Here is an 18,459-nt window from a genome sequence, read left to right as displayed (position 1 = left end):
TTAACCCAATTTAGTTTCCATGTCTCAAAGAAGAAAATTTATCAAGAAAACACTTTTTGGCTCGGCAGTTTTAATCCCGGGTGTGAACCACGCTTTGCCGATTTTTCAACCATCATCAAAACCTGCAGATGGCCCACTCATTCTATCCACTTGGAATCATGGAATTCCCGCCAACGCCGCCGCCATCAGTGCATACAAGAAGAGTGGAAGTATTGTTGATGCAGTGGAGATTGGTGTAAAAGATACAGAGCTCGATATGGAGAATCTATCAGTGGGTCTTCAAGGGCTTCCTGACCGCGAAGGCATCACCACGCTCGATGCTTCGATAATGACTGGTGATGGATCTTGTGGGTCAGTTGCTTTTGTCAGGCAGGTGAAGCATCCGATCTCGCTGGCAAGGGCAGTGATGGAAAAGACTCCCCATGTGATGCTCGCAGGGGAAGGAGCGAGACAATTTGCTATTTCACAAGGTTTTCCCATCGAGGAGGAAAAACTCAGTCCAAAGGCTCAAAAAGCTTACGATGAATGGAAAAAAACCAGTAAATACAAACCTGTCATCAATATTGAGAATCATGATACCATTGGAATGATTGGAATGGATGATAAAGGGAATTTTGCAGGAAGCTGTACGACTAGCGGCTTAGCATATAAGATGCATGGGAGAGTTGGCGACAGTCCCATTATTGGAGCCGGTCTCTATGTAGACAATGAAGTCGGCGCCGCAACGGCAACCGGTTTGGGAGAGTCAATTATTCGTATCTGCGGTAGTTTTTTGATTGTAGAGTTGATGCGCCAAGGCAGAACTCCTCAGGAAGCTTGTGAGGAAGCTGTTCGGAGATTGATTTCCAAAAACAAAAAGGATATTGCAGATATTCAAGCAGGCTTTCTCGCTATCAATAAAGAGGGGCAAGTTGGTGCGTTTGCCGTGCAGCCGGGGTTCAACTTTGCCCAAGCCACCCTTTCTAATAATGATTTGATTGACTCCAAAAGTCACTTTTGATGTCCATATTACTAGAAGCACCCGTTTTTAATATACAATCAGCTCTAGATGCTGCCCGATTTGGGGTACATCGCCTGGAGTTATGCGCCAATTTTCCTGAGGGAGGTGAAACACCGAGCGTAGGAATGCTGGAAGTTTTAAAAAGCGAGCTGGATATTCCAGTTTTTGTAATGATACGCCCCCGAGGAGGAGATTTTTGCTATTCGCAAAAAGAACTCTTGGTGATGAAACGTGATATCGAAGCCCTAGGAAAAGCGGGTGCTGACGGCTTTGTGTTTGGAGTGTTGGATTCTAAAGGAGCTGTACAAAATGATGCTTGCGAGAGCTTACTTAGAGCAGCATCGGGGAAGCCCTGTACCTTTCATCGAGCATTCGATGCATGCCAAGATCCTGAAAGAAGTCTGGAGGCTATTATTCAGCTAGGTTTTCAACGTATTTTGACCTCAGGGGCTCGAAATTCCGTCTCTGAAGGAATGGATTTGATCGAGAAGCTATTGCAAATGGCAGGTGATCGAATTATCATCATGCCTGGTGGTGGGTCAAAGCCTGAGCATGTAAGTCATCTTCAGAAGTATTCAAACTTTCAAGAGATCCATGCTTCATGCAAAACAAAAGTCCTTTCCCCCAATCAATTTATAAATCCTGAGGTTAGTTTTACGAGTAATCCGGATGATTTCAAGTATCATCTGGGAATAGACGCTGATTTGGTAAAGGAATTTCTGGAGGCAGGGAAATGAAGGGAAGATTGATAGTTTTACTTTTTCTAGTACTTAACTGGGCTTGTGAGCCTATTTCTGAGCGAAAGCAACCTGTCCCTAGCCTTTATCAGCTTTCTCAAATGGATCTGAATTTGGGCGGGGAAAAATTAGCTGAATTGTACTGTGGCAATTGCCATTTGATGCCAGATCCATCCATTTTGGATAAGGTAACCTGGAAAGAAAATGTGCTGCCGGATATGCGAATGCGAATGGGCCTATACCTTGAGGAAGATTTTGGGGTAACGCTACCTCGAGACCGAGGAGTTCCTTCAGGGATTTATTCAGACATTCCACTTATTAAGAAGGATGATTGGGAGAAGTTGCGGGATTATTATCTCTCCAAAGCTCCGGATTTTCCTCTTCCACAGAAAGAAAAGATAGCGCCTGAATTGGGAATTCCTGGATTTGAGGTGTTGATGCCAGCCTTTGATTTCGTTTACCCTGATTTGACCACGATGATTCATGTTGACAGTGCTTCGCGGATTTGGCTAGGGCATCGATTCAAAAAACTTTTTTATTTGGATCTTTCAGAAAACCCTACGCTCCTCGACTCCCTGAATACCGGTATTGCTCCAGTTTCTATAGCGAAGAGAGGGAGTTCTTTCGAACTCTTGACTATGGGACGTATGGACCCATCAAATGATTCCCTTGGTAATATTGTACGTTTTATTCCCAATGAGGGAGATTGGAAAAGGGAAATTATTCAGGAAAAATTAATGCGTCCGGTTCATGTTTCCTGGGGGGATTTAAATGGGGATGGCCTTCAAGATCGGGTGATTTCGCAATTTGGAAATCACTTGGGAAAGCTTAGTGTGTTTTTCGGTGGGGATGAAGAAAATGAGGAAGTAGTATTGAAGGCACTGCCTGGTGCCCGAAAGACAGAGTTGGTTGATTGGGACGGGGATGGAGATTTGGACATTGTAGGGATGATGACACAGGCGGCTGAAGGTATTTTTCTTTGGGAAAATCAAGGCGAGGGAAGATTTTTCGAAAGGATTTTGCTTCAGTTCCAACCTGCATTCGGCTCCAGTGATTTTCAGCTCGTAGATATGAATGACGATGGGAAGCTGGATCTTGTCCTCGTCAATGGGGACAATGCAGACCAATCCCAGATTTTGAAAAACTATCATGGTGTGCGAATTTTCCATAATCTCGGTGAAAATGAATTTGAGGAAAGTTGGTTTTATCCCATGTATGGTGCAAGTGGAGTGGAAGTCGCTGATTTTGATCAAGATGGGGACTTGGATATCGTAGCGATTTCCTTTTTTCCAGATAAAAGTCAAAAACCAAAAGAGGATTTGATTTTCTTTGAAAATAAGGGCAAGAATCAGTTTAAACCCTATTTACCAAAAGTTCAATTTGATACCAATTACCTGATACTTTCAAAAGGCGATGTTGATGAGGATGGGGATTTGGATATTTTGGTAGGAAGTTTTGATTTTAATGACCTTTACAAAGGACCTTCTGAAAAGTGGCGACCAATTTTATTCATAAAGAATAAAATTTTTAATTAATTAATTAAATCAAAATAAAAATCTGAAAATATATATTTTTTAATTTAATGATTGGATTTTAAGCTGAAAATCAGTAGTTTATAAGTTCACTTTAAAAAAATCTCAATCATGGTTAAAAGTTTTCAAGGAGTAAGACTAGCGGAGCCAAAAAGAAATACTCCAACTCCCATTTTGGTCAGAGATCACATGAGTACCAATTTGGTGACATTTCATCCGGAAGACACCATTGACCAGGTACTTGAGGTGCTGACAAAAAGGAAAATTTCCGGAGCTCCTGTGGTGGATGAATCAGGGGGCTTGGTAGGAATCATCTCAGAGGTAGATTGCCTGAAAGAAATCATCAAAGGGAAATACACCAATACACCGAAGTTTCCTGCAAAAGTAAAAGAGCACATGAGCACAGATGTGATGACTTTATCACCGGATTTATCGCTTTTTGATGCAGCAGGAAAGTTTTTAGAACTTAAGATTCGTCGTTTTCCAGTTTTGAAGGACAATAGATTAGTAGGGCAAATCAGTCTTAGTGATATCATTCGGGCTTTTCCCAAACTCAAGCATACGACTTGGTGAAATTTAAAGCGACTCTAGGTCGCTTTTTTTATTTGGATCTTTCCAATGCTCGTTCCACATCCTTTACAATATCTTCAGGATGTTCTAATCCAACCGATAGCCTGATAAGTCCAGGATGAATCCCTACTCTTTCCCGCTCCTCTTCAGTGAGCTTGCTATGTGTGGTAGAGGCAGGATGTGTAATGATACTTCGGCTATCTCCAAGATTTGCAGTGATTGAGATCATTTGTAGCTGATCAATGAATCGTTGTGCCCGACTTATGCCACCCTCGAGATTTAAGGTGACTATTCCTCCTCCCTGACTCATTTGTTTTTGAGCAAGGTGATGTTGAGGGTGAGATTTTAGAAATGGATACTTTACTTCATTTATGCCCGATTTCCCTTCAAAGTAGCTTGCAATTTTTAATGAGCTTTCACAATGCCTGTCCATACGAACAGCCAGTGTTTCCATGCTCTTTGATAGCATCCAAGCATTGAAAGGTGAGATAGCAGGGCCCGTATGGCGGGTAAAAAACTGAACCTCTTTGATCAGGTCTTTTTTGCCTAAAATCAGTCCACCTAGGACGCGTCCTTGCCCATCGATGTATTTCGTAGCACTGTGTGTGACGATATGGGCACCCCATTTGGCAGGCTGCTGCAAATAGGGAGTCGCAAAGCAATTGTCCACTACCAAAATCAGATTGTGTGCAGTGGCGAACTTTCCTGCCCACTCCAGGTCGATGATTTCCAGACCTGGGTTGGAAGGGGTTTCCAAAAAGAGCATTTTCGTATTTGCCTGTAAAAGCTTTTCCCAGTTTTGATAGTCCGAAATATCTCCATAAGTGGAGGTGATTCCCCATTTTGGAAAGACTCGAGTGAGTAATTGATGAGTAGAGCCAAAAAGTGAGCGTGCCGCCAAGACATGGTCTCCTTGCTGGAGGAGAGAGGCTATACTTCCAAACATCGCTGCCATACCAGAAGCAGTAGCTACCCCATCTTCAGTTCCCTCTGCTCGACAGACCTTTTCGATCAATTCTGAGGAATTGGGGTTAGCATACCTGGAATAAATATTTCCTGAGGTTTCATCTGCAAAAGTAGCTCTAGCTTCTTCAGCAGAATCGAATGTAAAGCTTGATGTCAGAAAAATAGGGGCTGAGTGTTCCCGCTCGTTGGTTCGGGATTGGGTTCGGATTGACTCTGTTTCGAAATGTGCCATAGAATAATTTTTTTGGAAAAATCAGGCTATGCGACTGATAAAGATTTTCCCAAAAATTCACACCGAACCAGAAATAGGGGTAGATTTTACGCCAACTTATAGTTCCCAATTTGGGTAGGATTTGGCACCTTTCTCGAAGAGATTTCGGGATGGTTGCCAGAGGGTCATAGAGCCTATTCTCTCGCCTCTTCTTTATAAATCAGTTGCCTGAAGTGATACAAATAAAGAGGGAGATTTGGTCATTTCCAAATCTCCCTTTTAAATCAGTCATTAAATTGGGTCATAGTTTGGGATATGCCTATGGTACAGAATCCAAAAATCATTTCTATGGCTTTGTCCATCATAATGGGTAACTCATCAAACTCGTTTTGAGTAAATCTACCTAAGACATAATCTACCTGTCGCCCTTTTGGGAAGTCATCTCCAATCCCCATTCTTAGTCTCGGATAGTCTTGCCCTCCGCAAAGCGCTTCAATGTTTTTTAGTCCATTATGACCGGCAGAACTCCCTTTGGCACGCATTCGTAATTTGCCGAATGGAATAGCAACGTCATCGACTAGAACGAGTATATTTTCCTTCGATACGTTGAGCTCTTTCATCCAATAGTTTACGGCCTTACCACTGAGATTCATGTAAGTGGTAGGTTTGATCAAATGTAGCGTTCGCCCTTTATGCTTGATTTCAGTTTTGAAGGCTAATCGGTCACTTTTCCAGTCTGCAGCTGTTTTTTCAGCTAGTCTATCCAAAGTCAGAAACCCAATATTATGCCTTGTGAGCTCGTATTCCGGTCCAATATTACCTAGTCCTACTATCAGATATTTCATACGAATGTCTTTGTAGCATTAAAATAAAAAAATCCTGCCCTTGGGAGGCAGGATTTGATCAAGATTCTAATTGATTATTCCTCGTCGCCACCTTTTTTGCCACGAAGAGCTCTTGGAATTCCGATAGTCACGATGGATACATTTGGACTGGTTAGAATTTCAAAGTTCTCAGGCTTCAATTCACCTACTTTGAAAGACTTTCCAAGGTCAAGCTTAGAAATATCAACCTCAATGAAATCAGGGAAATCCTTTGCAAGTCCCTTTACTTTCAATGATCTGGTTTTCAATTCTAGTTTACCACCTTTTGTGATACCAGGAGAGTTACCTACTACTTTCACTGGAATCTCAAACTTGATAGGTCTGTCTTCAGTGTAAGCCATGAAGTCCACGTGAAGTAAAACTTCACTGACTGGATGGAACTGCGCATCTTTCAACACAGCCTTGATGTGAGTTCCTTCAACGTTAAGGTCTACCAAGTGAACCTCAGGAGTGTAGATCAAGTCTCTGAAAAGGATAGCAGGACTGTGGAAGTGAATCTGCTCAGGGATACCTGGGCCGTACACTACGCAAGGTACGCTACCTGATTCTCTGATTTCTTTCAAACTCGCACTGTCGAGATTTGCTCTTTTAAACCCTATAATCTCTAGTGTTTTCATGTGTATTTGTATTTAAAATTAGTTTTTCAAATAAATAAGGAGCTGATGGAGGTATTGCCTGTGACAGCGTGGATTGCCTTTGAGAAAAGGTCTGCTACACTGAGCACATGGATTTTGGATGATTTTTGCTTGAGTGGAATCGTGTCTGTAATGACTAATTCTGCTAAAGCAGAGTTTTCGATATTTTCATAAGCCTTTCCAGAAAGAACTCCATGCGTTGCAATTGCTCTGACTGATTTAGCTCCTTTGTCCATGATGATTTGGGCAGCTTTGCAAAGTGTACCTGCAGTGTCTACCAGATCATCTACCAAAACTACATCCTTTCCTTCTACATCTCCAATCACCTGCATAGAGGCGATTTCGTTGGCTCTTTTTCTGTGCTTATCACAGACGACCATTTCTACTTCAAAATGCTTTGCATAAGCCCTTGCTCTAGCTACGCCACCCACATCAGGAGATGCGAAAATGAGATCAGGCAGGTTCAGCATTTGCAAATAGGGCACAAAGATAGCTGATCCATTCAAATGATCCAATGGTATGTCAAAAAATCCTTGAATTTGACCAGCATGTAGATCACAGGTCATGATTCGGTCCGCACCAGCTGAAGTGAGCATATTGGCTATTAATTTTGCCGCGATAGATACCCGGGGTCGATCTTTACGGTCTTGTCGGGCATATCCAAAGTAAGGGATAACTGCACAGACCTTGTAAGCACTGGCTCGCTTGGCCGCATCGATCATGAGGCAAAGTTCCAGAATATTATCGCTAGGAGGATTGGTTCCTTGGATAATAAAGACATTGCATCCACGAATGGATTCATTGTAGCTTGGAGACATTTCCCCATCGCTGAATCTTGATAGAGTTAAATCGCCAAGATTTTTTCCAAAATTCTTTGAAATTTTCTTGGCAAGATCCGTACTGTTTGATCCTGCAAATATTTTGACCTCGGACATGAATGGATTGATTTAGAAGGAAGCGGTTTTGTTTTGATTTGAAACAAAAGTAAGAATTTTTGATGGGGATGGGAAAGGACAAAGATTTTCTAAATGGTTTGTTGATTTTTCGGATGTTTAAAAAAAATGCTCAGGTTTTTTTATGAACCTCAATGAATCTTTATCTTTAAGAATATCAGCTTTTTAAAACTCTTTTTGACATGAACCATTCAAAACCTCTCCACTTAACTATAAGTCTAAATGACGCTGATGGGAATCCTGTTCCTATAGAAACAATTGAAATCAATGGAAAAATTTTTTCGGCTGAGTTTTCAGATAAAAAGGAATCTCAGGAGGAAAAAGTGATTGAAGATGCGGTTGTGGTACCGATTGTGACAGACGTTGTAGAAGATGAAAAAAGTACACCAAAAGAAAAGGATAAGATTGGAATCCAAGAAATCAAACCAGTTGACTCTTCTGATGAATATGATACGCTGGAAAAATTTGGAGGGAACGCCTTCCATCGGATGTTTTGGGGTACTTTGAAATATGAAGCACTAGGTGATAATCGCTGTAAAGTCACATATCAGGGAGAAGAAGGTGTTTTTTCACCCGAATATATCGGAATGTGGTTAGAGCCTTCTCGTGTTCACCGGAGTAGTTTTGAATATCCAGAGAGAGGGCGAAATTATTTTCCAGGAGCCCTTACGGTTGTTTACTCACGAGTTTTGGAAGTTTTGGATGATAAAAATCTACTCGTTGATTTCCCTTACAATGGAGGGAACCTTGAAAGCCCCAAGGTAATGGAAAAGCAAGATGGGACCTTCTTTTTTGACAATCGATTTGCTATCGAGTCATGGGCGTCCTCAATCAGTAGAAAATCCACGCTTAAAGCTAGGGCGGGACAAGTTTATGGAGTATTAGGGATGCCGAAAATAGTGGTGCCTCCCGATAGTACGTGGAACTTTGAAACTCTAGGGGAAGGACCTTCAGCAGCTATTCATTTAATGTGGTCTGATGCTTTCAATGGTGATAAATATGGGAGAGGTTTGGAGCAGCCGGGCAGTTTTACTGAAACCTTCGGCGAAAATGGAGCGCTATTCCATTTACCGGACATGGGAAAAGTGGATATAAATTTTGAATGGCAATTTTTGCCTTCTAATTATTCACAGCGAGTAGTGCAATTTGGGTCTCCTAATGGCTTGATTTTTTCTGATTCTTCCGCATTCAGTTATCAATACGGGCTTAAAAGGTTTAGAAACACAGATCAATATCGTATTCGAAAGGCAATGGAAGATGCTTTGGGATTCGTTCGGCCGGGAACTTCCTTTTCAATGCCCAACCAAGGATATTGTAATGGTGGAGGTATTCATGACGAAAGAGATGTCAAGGAGTTTTGCACCTATCGCTTTGAAGGGGACTGGTATTCGAAAGATTTGAATAACATGAAAGCCAGGCAAAGTGGTGGATTACGTATAGAGTGGGAAGGGGTTAGCCCTGATCAGCGAGGGAGATTCATAGAATTGGAATCCCTAAAACCCTTTAGGTTTGAAGGAATCAGGCTTAGGATGCTTGATCATCAAACTATCGAACTTGATGATCCTAATTTTAGCTGGTATCATTTGGCATGTCAGGAATGGACAGGAGGAACAAGTACAAGTTCGGAAACTGTCCATTTAATTGTAAATGGGTATAGAGTTGGGTTGAATTCTAATGGGGATCATTGGTTGGTTCACGGGGATGAAGACTTATCAGGTGTCTCCTTTTCTGCAAGGCAGGTCAAGACCTTTGATAAAATTCCTACAATAGGCGATATAATTTCCCAAGATCTAGATGACTTTTCAAAGAATGGAATCATAGGTAAAAAAGGCCCTAATGTCTTAGAAATCTGGGGGTGGAGCGTCCAAAAGGGAGATGTATTCACGTTTGCAGGCCAAAAGTTTGAAATAATCAAAACCAATCGAAAATGGAAGACTTGGGCACAATTTGCCGAGCAGTATTCTTCTCCTCCTTCCAGATTAAAACGAGGAGATCGAAGAGTGACATATACTGAAATTGAATTGGATAAGCCTATAGATGATCCGGTTTCGTCAATTGAGCTGAAAGTAGAAAAAAGTGCTCTAGGACACCTTCTGAATGGGAGAGTAATTGAAGGGTGTCAAGCCGTTTGGAACTTTGGTAATGACTCACCAGGGCATTTAATGTATACTGACTACAATGTAAACATGGTAATGAGGAATGTGGAAATCCATGGAATGATCCGTAGTACCTCCAGGCCTCTTTGGACCGAAATAAGTGATGAGCTATCTGGAACTATAAAGTCCTTTTCGGTTGGAAGTTTGGGAAGCGATAGTTGGAAAAAAGGAATGTCTGTAGTTCTCTTCGATCCCCATTCAGGGATAAAAGAAGAGCTTGTTTTGTCAAAAAGCTATTCTGGTAAGGCAGAGAGGGTTTATGTAGAACCTAAAGAGTTATCTGGGACTTTTCCCAAAGGTTCTATTTTAACTTGTATGTATTCATTATGCTCTGAGGCCCGTTTTGAGAATGTGTTTTTTGTAAATGAGGATTTAAGTCCATGCTACTCAGAGCGTATTGATTATCGACCACAGGGTCTGCGGCTTCGCCAATTATTGACAGATAATGATGGTTTTCGGGTTAAAATAAAAGGGGGTAGAATAAGTTGGTATAGCAATTTGGATAATTTGTTTGAGCCAGAAGTGGAGCTTTCGAATCATCCTCATTTGGTCAATCCAAAATCTGTGGTGCCTGTAATCCTTAACCCAATTTTTATGGATAAAAAAGGGGCCCGGTTTGGCTTTCAACAAAAAGGAACTAAAATACAGGAACTTTATTTTCCCAATAGAGTAGTTGTACGGGATCAGTTTGAAGTTGATTTGAGTAATTCTGAGATTCAGGCAGACCTTTGGATAGAGGGGAATGGGAAGATTATTCTGGATGGATTCAAATCACTCAATTTTGAAGAAAATAATCAAGAAATGGCCTACGGATTCAATCTGACAATTCAAGAGAGATTCTCTAAAATTCAGAAATTGATTTTAAAAGGTAAAGAAGGATCATCGGCCTTAAACGTTGCTTCAAAAATACCTATAGGAGCTCTTGAGATAGATTTAAAAGATTGGAAGCTTCAACCAGGGATTTTTAATGCAGGCGGTTTTCAGACTCAGCAGAATAAAAATGATCCTGATTATAAAAAGTATATTAAAATCGAATCCTAATTTTTCCGATCCTGTAAAAATTCCGATAAAGAGGTTACTTACTATAAGGACCTCTTTTTTTTAGTTTATTTTAGAGAAATGATCAATCGCAAATCAAGCTTATGACAAAAAATTTATTCAAACTGTTTCTACTTGTTTTTCTCTTCTCAGGGATAAAACTTCAAGCTCAGCAAGTGCCTACACCTCAATCTCATTTTGGGTTTGAAATAGGGGATGATTATATGCTGGCAAACTTTACCCAGGCTGAGGCTTACTTCAAGAAGGTTTCAGAGGCCTCTGATCGGGTCATGTTGACCAGTATTGGCAAGACTGAATTTGGGCGGAATCAACCCATGATGATTGTCACAGCACCTGAGAATTTTGCAGAACTGGATCGCTACAAGGAAATTTCTCAAAAACTCGCTCGGGCTGAAATGACAAGGGAGGAAGCAGAAGAACTCATCAAACAAGGGAAACCTGTGGTTTGGATTGATGGTGGCCTTCATGCGAATGAAGTGGTGGGAGCACATCAACTCATCCAAACACTCTATGAACTCGCTTCTAGTAATGACGAGGAGACACTGAAGATTCTCGAAAATGTCATCATTCTATTAGTTCATGCGAATCCAGATGGAATGGAAATTATGTCGGATTGGTATATGAGAAAGGAAGACCCGACAAAAAGGGATCAAAACATCCCAGTTCTTTATCAAAAGTATGTTGGGCATGATAATAACCGGGATTTTTACATGAACAATATGTCTGAGGCTACCAATATTTCGCTTCAGCAATATGTAGAGTGGATCCCACAGATCATCTACAATCATCATCAGTCAGGCCCTCCCGGATCGGTAGTGGCTGGACCTCCTTACCGAGATCCCTTTAATCACGTTTTTGACCCTTTAATCATTACTAGCCTAGATGCAGTTGGCGCGGCCATGATCAACCGAATGCATCAAGAAGACAAGCCTGGATACACCCGCTTAGATGGCTCAGTTTTTTCTACTTGGTGGAATGGTGGACTTCGTACAACACCATATTATCACAATCAGATAGGTATTCTTACCGAAATCATTGGTAATCCTACCCCGTCTCAAGTGCCATTGGTCCCTGAGCGATTGATTCCAAATAATGGTACTCCATACCCAGTTACGCCAAGAGATTGGCACTTCAAGACTTCCATTGATTATTCTGTGTCACTGAATTATGCGATTCTCAATCACGCGGTTCGGCATGGGGATGAATTGTTGAGGAATATTTATCTCATGGGTAGAAGATCCATAGAGAAAGGCCAAAAGGATACATGGACTCCTTATCCAAAATATGCCCAAGCAGTAGAAGATGCTTATGAGAAGGCTCGTGATGAAGGAAAAGTGCAGGCTTCTCGAAATTGGCGCTCAGGTTTGCCTCGTGAGTTTTATGAGGAGGTGTACCAAGATCAGGAGCGCAAGGATCCCTATGGCTATATTTTGCCTGCAGATCAGGCAGATTTTCCTACTGCTATTAAGTTTTTGAATGCCTTGATCAAATCAGGGATAAAAGTTCACAAAGCCACACAAGATTTCAATGTCAATGGCAAGACCTATCCAGCTGGCTCCTACATTGTGAAGACAGCTCAGGCATTTCGTCCCCATGTGATCGATATGTTTGAGCCACAAGATCACCCCAATGATTTCTTGTATCCTGGAGGACCTCCGATCCGTCCTTACGATGCAGCAGGTTGGACTTTAGCTTTCCAGATGGGTTCAGAGATTGATCGGATCATGGAAGACTTTGATGGGCCTTTTGAGGCAGTTCCTTATGGGGAAATACAAACTCCCCCAGCAAAGACCTTGGCTAATGGCTCTGGCTATTTAATCGATGTGCGTGGAAATAATGCCTTTATGGCAGTAAATGATCTTTTTGATGCTAAAGTGAAAGTTTATCGCACCACTGAGGAGATGAATGGCTTGCCGGCAGGGTCATTTTATGTAGGCTCAGCTGGTAAAGCGGTCTTACAAAAAGCTGCCCAAGAGTATGGTGTCTATGGCAAGCCTAGCTCCAAGCCACGAGAACTGAAAGAAATCAGCCCCGCAAGAATAGGTTTGTATGATTATTATGGTGGATCTATGCCGTCAGGTTGGGTAAGATGGATGCTAGAGCAGTTTCATTTTGACTTTAAGCAGGTATTTCCAAAAGAAATAAATGCTGGTAACCTGAACGAAAACTATGACGTGCTTCTTTTCATCGGGCCTGGAATCCCTTCGGTTGGAAGCCGTGGTGGAGGTCGTTCGCAGCCCGATGAGTCTGAAATTGACGAGCAATACCATCACATGCTTGGTAATTTCACCGCTCAAGAGTCAGTTCCTGCAGTCAGAGAGTTTATTGAAAAAGGAGGGCAAGTGATCACAGTTGGGTCGGCTACTGAGTTGGCTTTTCATCTGGGTCTACCAGTCAAAGATGCGCTCGTAGAAATGAACGCCGATGGAGAAGAGAGTCCGCTTAGTGGAGAGAAATACTATATCCCGGGGTCAGTCTTGGAGATGCATGTAGATAATACCCAGCCTATCAATTACGGTATGGGAGAAACTAGCTATATCATGTTCAATCGATCTCCAGTATTCAAGCTTACTCCAGAAGCAAGTAATAAAGGAGTGAAAGCGATCGCTTGGTTTGGTGAAGAAGAGCCGCTTCGAAGTGGCTGGGCTTGGGGTCAATCCTACCTGAGAAATGGAGTCACCGCATTCAAAGCTGAAATAGGAAAGGGTAAATTCTATGCCTTTGGGCCCGAAATCACCTTCCGAGCCCAATCGCATGGCACATTCAAAATGTTGTTTAACGGGCTCTATAAGTAATAATTAAGATTCCGAATTGAAAGGCCATATTCTAATAAGGATATGGCTTTTTTTTCAGCAAAGTTTAAACTCCTCTCATCAATTTCGTTTATTGAGGTATGGATACTTATCAGCACTACGTTCAGGCTGAACTTACATCATGGCTATATATGATGAAAAAACCACCTTCGATAGGAGGTAGGCTGACTCACGGTGTACAGCGAAAAATAAATCAGATTATCCCAGACAAAATTCACAAAGTAGTGACCACTGCCATTGAGAATATAGTCAAAGCTGTCATTACGGGATCTTCTTGGATTGTACCGAAAGCTTCTGAAAGCCTTTCTTTGAAAGAACGTGAAATGAAAGTGCGAACCCGAATCAAATGGTATCGTAATTCGGCTTCTGCAGAGGGAGCTATCACTGGGGCAGGAGGGATTCTAATGGGTTTTGCGGATTTTCCAGCTTTCCTGGCGATCAAGATGAAAATGCTCTTCGATATAGCTGCTCTCTATGGATATGATACCAAGAATTATCAGGAGAGACTTTTTTTGCTCTATGTTTTTCAGCTAAGCTTCTCCTCTCAAAAACGTCGGAACGAACTGATTGAGCATATAGAAAATTGGGATTCGTTTAAGGGGAGTCTTCCCAAGACCTATGATGAGTTTGATTGGCGTACCTTTCAGCTGGACTATCGGGATTATATTGATCTGGCTAAGCTTGCTCAGCTCATTCCTCTCGTAGGAGCACCTGTCGGAGCCTTGGCTAATTATAAGCTAAGTGAGCAGCTAGGTAAGAATGCAATGAATGCTTATCGCCTCAGGATGCTAGAAGCAAAAAAGCCCTAAATCTTTCGAATTAGGGCTTTTTGTTGGTCTACTAGGGCTCGAACCTAGACTCTTCTGAACCAAAATCAGACGTGTTGCCAGTTACACCATAGACCAGTTTGAGACGGAAGTCCTTTCGACCTCCCTTAAAGTGACACAAAGGTAGAATTCTGTATTTTTTTTTCCAAGCTAGAAATGAAAGATTTTTCAATTATTTACTTAAACTAAAGACTTTTTCATTAGGTTAATAAAAAAATTATGAAAAAATATCGCTTAATTTTTTCTTCGCAATCGATTGAAAAATTACAATACTGTTAATATTCAGTTACTTATATTGATAAAATGAAAATATTTACCTTGTTTTGCTTCGAATTTTAAGAAAACACAACTCGAAAGCTATGAAAGTAGAAAAAATGGAAAAGACTGTAATCGACACAGTCAACAAGCTTGAGAAGCTGAAGGTGGGAGAATCTTTGGCTGCTGAATTGTCTTGGTGCTGGTTTAGCTACAAGAATGACCAAAATCCAGTGGGACTTGTAGAGAAGTCTGAGAAAGCCTTAGAACTGTTTAAGGCAGCCCGTGAAAAAAACAGCCGTGCTGTTTCCAAGAAATTGGTGGAAGACCTAGAGAAGATCTTGGTACTTAACTAAACAAAAAAAGGGCTGAATTTCAGCCCTTTTTTATTTTTATCAAGTCGAGATTACTCTGCGACTACTACGAATTTTACGTCTGTTTTTACTTCTCTGTGAAGGTCAACCTCTGCGACAAATTCACCGGCACCGTCGACAGGAGTATTGATAGCGATCTTCTTTCGATCAATATCAAATCCTTGTGCTGCCAAGGCGTCAGAAATTTGAAGGGTGGTTACTTTTCCGAAGATTTTTCCAGTTTCACCGATTTTAGCTTTGATTTCAAGCGTTACGCCAGAAAGCTTGCTTGCGATCTCCTCAGCATCTGCTTTGATTTTCTCAGCTTTGTGAGCGGCTTGCTTGATGTTTTCAGCTAGGATCTTCTTATTAGAAGAAGTGGCCAAAACGGCATATCCTTGAGGGATGAGGTAATTGCGTCCATATCCAGGCTTCACACTTACCAAATCATTTTTATAGCCGAGACCTTTGATGTCTGTTTTTAGTATAATTTCCATTTCTGTTTAGCTTTTAGAATGATAGGATGATGTGAATTACTTCAATCCGTCAGTTACAAATGGTAGTAAAGCCAAATGTCTAGCTTTCTTCACTGCTTGAGCAACTTTACGCTGATACTTTGCAGAGTTACCAGTCAATCTTCTTGGAAGAATCTTTCCTTGCTCATTGACAAATTTCAAAAGGAAGTTAGGGTCTTTGTAATCGATATACTTGATCCCGTGCTTCTTGAATCGGCAGTATTTTTTCTTTACTTCGCCTCTGTTGATTGGTTCGTTGAATAGTGTCATTGGGCAGCTTCCTCCTTAGCTTCGGATTTTTTGTTAAACTCTCCTTTTCTTCTTCTGTCGCCGTAAGCGATCGCATGCTTGTCCAATACGGTAGTCAAGAATCGCATTACTTTCTCGTCACGTCGGAATTCAGTCTCCAACTTTTTGATCACTGTAGGATCCGCCTTGTACTCAACCAATACGTAAAAACCGGTTGTCTTCTTCTGAATAGCGTAAGCCATCTTCTTAAGACCCCAATTTTCCACATTGATCACATCTGCCCCCTCTTCTTTTAACAAGTTTACAAACTTGTCGACAGTATCCTTCATCTGAACATCAGACAAAACGGGAGTTAAAATGAATACCGTCTCGTAATTTCTTTGGAACATTTTGAATGTGTTTGTGTGAAATTTATTAAACAGACCGCAAAAGTAGGTTGATTTTAGGTTTTATCCAAATAACATCTGTTATCTATTTTTCTCACCCAATAAAAAAAGCCTCTCTGATTTTGAGAGGCTTAAAAGACATGTCTGTGATGATTTACTTCACTGAAAATGTTCTAGATCCAATCTGATAATCATCCACAAAGATACGGACTTCATGGTCTCCTGAGACATAGTCAGATCCCTTTTCGTAGTAGAAAGTCAAAGGCTCTCCGGTATTATCAAAAAGGATGTCCTGCTTGACGGTATAGAACTGCTCGGCTCCATTCACAGTGAATGTGCCTGATCCTTTGGCCACATCAAAGATCGGTTGCTCATTCGGAGCAAGAATCTGAACATAGACGTTTCTAGGGCCTGGCTGAGCTACCTTGTTATCAGAGAAATTGAAACTGATTTTGATCCGTTCGATCTGTCGATTTCTAAAGTCTTTGGTGGTCTCTACCCGTTCTTTACCTCTTCTGTTGATAGCTGCAACGGTGATATTTTCTGCTTTCAGCATGGAGGCAACATTGACCTTTGCCTGAAGATCCTCTTTCTGAAGGTTCAGTTGAGCGACCTCTTCCTCGATTTCAGCTTGGGTCGTTTTGAGATCTTGATTCTCAGCATATAGCTGTTGGTTCATTGCTCTCAACTCAAGAATTTCCTGATCCTTTTCCTGCAGCATACCATTGTATGACTGAATTCGGCGATTTAGTTCGGCGATTTCATTGGCGGTGCGCTGTCGATTGGAGTTTCGCTCGGCTATCAACTGGTCGCGTACTTCTTCAAGCGCGGCGATATCTCCACCCAACTTCTCGATTTCCTGAATACGCAGATTCAGCTGGTAAGTCACCGAATCTAGACGCTGGTTGAGCTGATTGTTTTCGGTAGACAGAAGTAATATTTCTTCAGTCTTTTTGGTGCGGTCTACGTAATCAGTGTATAACTTGATCCCACTAATGATTACAAGTAGCACCAAGACAATGATGATGATATTTTTGCCTTGGTCTTTTTTTGGTTGAGAATCTTTTTCAAAATTTGAGTCCATAACTACTTAGGGCTTGATGAATTATTTGGATGAGAGCTACTGGACCCAGCGCTATGAGCAAGGTGCCACGGGCTGGGATATCGGTTACGCTTCTACACCGCTAGTACAATATTTAGACCAAATTGAGAATCGGGATATCAAAGTGTTGATACCAGGCGGAGGGAATGGGCATGAAGCCGCTTATGCATTTGAAAAAGGCTTCCAGAATACTTTTTTGCTGGATTTCGCCAAATTCCCTTTAACAAAGTTTAGGAAGTCCAATCCTCAATTTCCAGATGAAAACCTATTAAACGAAGATTTCTTTACCCACAAAGGAGTTTATGACCTGATTTTAGAGCAGACATTTTTTTGTGCATTGCATCCGGACCAGCGGGAGGCATATTGTGAAAAAATGAAAACACTCTTGAAGCCAAATGGAAAGATTGTCGGAGTGTTGTTTTCTATAGAATTTGAAAGGCAAGGCCCTCCATTTGGTGGGAAAATAAGGGACTATGAAAAGCTGTTTTCTAAATACTTCGATATAATAAAAATGGAGCCCTGCTACAACTCCATTCCTCCGAGAAGGGGGGCAGAGTTGTTTTTCATGCTTCAAAATCAAAAGTCTAGGATCAAGTGAGTTTTCTCTCCGGGATAATCAAAAATCAAAATCCCGCATTCATAAAAGTCCAGACTCAATTGGACTTCTTTTCGTGATTTTAGCTCCTGCCAAGCTCGATTCATTCCTTTGGACCAATAGATATCAGCTATTGCCAAAATACTTTTTGAGTCACATTGCTTCATCAGTAAATCTGTAAATTCTATGGTTTTTTGATAAGTATGTGATGAATCTAACAGCGCAAAGTCCACTTGATTATTCTCTGACAAATACTGTGGCAAGGTCTCGGTTATGTCGCCAAGGATAAATTTTACTTGACTATCCTCGATTCCAGTTTTTGCTATGTTCTGAATGGATTCCGATCCTTCAAAGGTTGTCAGCTTTTTATTTGTTACCCGCTGTAGGTATCGGGTAGTGAGGCCCATGCAGGTTCCCAATTCCAAAAGGTGATTAGCTGGAGTGAGTGAGGCAAAGTATTGGTAGAGTTGGGCGAATTTTCTTCCCGATGTCGAGTATTTTGTGATTGCGGAGATTTTTCGTCGATTAGACGGTACTTTTTTAGAACCTGCTCCCAGATCTAAGATCTCAATAGTTTGATGATTTTGAAGTAACTGAGCCCGCCAATCTTCGATGTCAAGATCCAAGTGTTTTCTTTCCTCAAGAAAAATTTCCAACTCAG

18 protein-coding genes, 1 tRNA gene and 1 riboswitch are annotated in these 18,459 nt (G+C 41.4%); of the genes, 9 read left to right on the top strand and 10 right to left on the bottom strand.

Annotated features, from left to right (window positions below):
• Window positions 1-19 precede the first annotated feature (19 nt).
• From OU792_RS12420 to OU792_RS12405, 4 genes are all read left to right on the top strand, one after another.
• The gene (locus OU792_RS12420) at window positions 20-1,000 is read left to right on the top strand and encodes a N(4)-(beta-N-acetylglucosaminyl)-L-asparaginase (protein WP_134200679.1); all 981 of its coding nucleotides are present in this window, start codon (window positions 20-22) and stop codon (window positions 998-1,000) included.
• Entirely contained in the window at window positions 1,000-1,737 is a 738-nt protein-coding gene (locus OU792_RS12415) for a copper homeostasis protein CutC (RefSeq protein WP_274670323.1), read from the top strand. The genes OU792_RS12420 and OU792_RS12415 overlap by 1 nt, the downstream gene beginning before the upstream one ends.
• Window positions 1,734-3,272 (top strand): FG-GAP repeat domain-containing protein, encoded by a 1,539-nt coding sequence (locus OU792_RS12410; RefSeq protein ID WP_274670322.1) that lies wholly within the window; start codon window positions 1,734-1,736, stop codon window positions 3,270-3,272. The genes OU792_RS12415 and OU792_RS12410 overlap by 4 nt, the downstream gene beginning before the upstream one ends.
• Before the next feature lie 108 nt (window positions 3,273-3,380).
• Complete coding sequence (locus OU792_RS12405; RefSeq protein WP_274670321.1) at window positions 3,381-3,842, top strand: CBS domain-containing protein; 462 nt, start codon at window positions 3,381-3,383, stop codon at window positions 3,840-3,842.
• Between the two features lie 28 nt (window positions 3,843-3,870).
• On the opposite strand, the gene OU792_RS12400 is transcribed toward OU792_RS12405, so the two are convergent.
• The 4 genes from OU792_RS12400 to OU792_RS12385 all read right to left on the bottom strand — a co-directional run bounded on the left by OU792_RS12400 (window position 3,871) and on the right by OU792_RS12385 (window position 7,470).
• Window positions 3,871-5,037 carry a trans-sulfuration enzyme family protein gene (locus tag OU792_RS12400; RefSeq protein ID WP_274670320.1) on the bottom strand — a complete coding sequence of 389 codons (1,167 nt, stop codon included), beginning with the start codon at window positions 5,035-5,037 and terminating at the stop codon, window positions 3,871-3,873.
• A gap of 93 nt (window positions 5,038-5,130) precedes the next feature.
• A riboswitch (SAM riboswitch) is annotated at window positions 5,131-5,238 on the bottom strand.
• Between the two features lie 62 nt (window positions 5,239-5,300).
• Window positions 5,301-5,861 carry an aminoacyl-tRNA hydrolase gene (pth, locus tag OU792_RS12395; protein WP_274670319.1) on the bottom strand — a complete coding sequence of 187 codons (561 nt, stop codon included), beginning with the start codon at window positions 5,859-5,861 and terminating at the stop codon, window positions 5,301-5,303.
• Between the two features lie 74 nt (window positions 5,862-5,935).
• On the bottom strand, window positions 5,936-6,517 hold the full coding sequence (locus OU792_RS12390) for a 50S ribosomal protein L25/general stress protein Ctc (protein WP_100627603.1): 582 nt from the start codon (window positions 6,515-6,517) through the stop codon (window positions 5,936-5,938).
• Between the two features lie 26 nt (window positions 6,518-6,543).
• On the bottom strand, window positions 6,544-7,470 hold the full coding sequence (locus tag OU792_RS12385) for a ribose-phosphate pyrophosphokinase (protein WP_026944900.1): 927 nt from the start codon (window positions 7,468-7,470) through the stop codon (window positions 6,544-6,546).
• Window positions 7,471-7,670: 200 nt separating this feature from the next.
• On the opposite strand from OU792_RS12385, the gene OU792_RS12380 reads away from it, so the two are divergent.
• The 3 genes from OU792_RS12380 (at window position 7,671) to OU792_RS12370 (ending at window position 14,325) form a co-directional block, all read left to right on the top strand.
• Window positions 7,671-10,685 carry a hypothetical protein gene (locus tag OU792_RS12380; RefSeq protein ID WP_274670318.1) on the top strand — a complete coding sequence of 1,005 codons (3,015 nt, stop codon included), beginning with the start codon at window positions 7,671-7,673 and terminating at the stop codon, window positions 10,683-10,685.
• A 101-nt stretch (window positions 10,686-10,786) separates the two neighbouring features.
• Window positions 10,787-13,498 carry a M14 family metallopeptidase gene (locus OU792_RS12375; protein WP_274670317.1) on the top strand — a complete coding sequence of 904 codons (2,712 nt, stop codon included), beginning with the start codon at window positions 10,787-10,789 and terminating at the stop codon, window positions 13,496-13,498.
• A 98-nt stretch (window positions 13,499-13,596) separates the two neighbouring features.
• Window positions 13,597-14,325 carry an EcsC family protein gene (locus OU792_RS12370; RefSeq protein WP_274670316.1) on the top strand — a complete coding sequence of 243 codons (729 nt, stop codon included), beginning with the start codon at window positions 13,597-13,599 and terminating at the stop codon, window positions 14,323-14,325.
• Between the two features lie 23 nt (window positions 14,326-14,348).
• Here OU792_RS12370 and OU792_RS12365 read toward each other — a convergent pair.
• Window positions 14,349-14,421, bottom strand: a tRNA-Gln gene (locus tag OU792_RS12365).
• Between the two features lie 281 nt (window positions 14,422-14,702).
• Between OU792_RS12365 and OU792_RS12360 the strand changes: the two genes are divergently transcribed.
• The gene (locus OU792_RS12360) at window positions 14,703-14,954 is read left to right on the top strand and encodes a hypothetical protein (protein ID WP_274670315.1); all 252 of its coding nucleotides are present in this window, start codon (window positions 14,703-14,705) and stop codon (window positions 14,952-14,954) included.
• A gap of 50 nt (window positions 14,955-15,004) precedes the next feature.
• Here the strand turns inward: OU792_RS12360 and rplI are convergent, their stop codons facing one another.
• The 4 genes from rplI to OU792_RS12340 form a co-directional block, all read right to left on the bottom strand.
• Window positions 15,005-15,448: a 50S ribosomal protein L9 gene (gene rplI / locus OU792_RS12355; RefSeq protein ID WP_024281711.1), complete on the bottom strand. Its 444-nt coding sequence runs from the start codon at window positions 15,446-15,448 to the stop codon at window positions 15,005-15,007.
• A 36-nt stretch (window positions 15,449-15,484) separates the two neighbouring features.
• A complete protein-coding gene (rpsR, locus tag OU792_RS12350) occupies window positions 15,485-15,736 on the bottom strand; it encodes a 30S ribosomal protein S18 (protein ID WP_024281712.1) in 252 nt (83 codons plus the stop codon).
• Window positions 15,733-16,104 (bottom strand): 30S ribosomal protein S6, encoded by a 372-nt coding sequence (gene rpsF / locus OU792_RS12345; protein ID WP_024281713.1) that lies wholly within the window; start codon window positions 16,102-16,104, stop codon window positions 15,733-15,735. The genes rpsR and rpsF overlap by 4 nt, the downstream gene beginning before the upstream one ends.
• A 151-nt stretch (window positions 16,105-16,255) precedes the next feature.
• Entirely contained in the window at window positions 16,256-17,185 is a 930-nt protein-coding gene (locus tag OU792_RS12340; RefSeq protein ID WP_134200699.1) for a hypothetical protein, read from the bottom strand.
• A gap of 16 nt (window positions 17,186-17,201) precedes the next feature.
• Here OU792_RS12340 and OU792_RS12335 point away from each other — a divergent pair, with 16 nt between their 5' ends.
• Window positions 17,202-17,801 (top strand): SAM-dependent methyltransferase, encoded by a 600-nt coding sequence (locus OU792_RS12335; RefSeq protein ID WP_274670327.1) that lies wholly within the window; start codon window positions 17,202-17,204, stop codon window positions 17,799-17,801.
• Here the strand turns inward: OU792_RS12335 and OU792_RS12330 are convergent.
• Entirely contained in the window at window positions 17,780-18,424 is a 645-nt protein-coding gene (locus OU792_RS12330) for an O-methyltransferase (protein WP_274670314.1), read from the bottom strand. The genes OU792_RS12335 and OU792_RS12330 overlap by 22 nt on opposite strands.
• Window positions 18,425-18,459: the final 35 nt, after the last annotated feature.

The organism is Algoriphagus sp. NF, assembly GCF_028823735.1.
Lineage (GTDB): Bacteria > Bacteroidota > Bacteroidia > Cytophagales > Cyclobacteriaceae > Algoriphagus > Algoriphagus marincola.
This window is presented reverse-complemented; position numbering and strand designations above follow the sequence as displayed.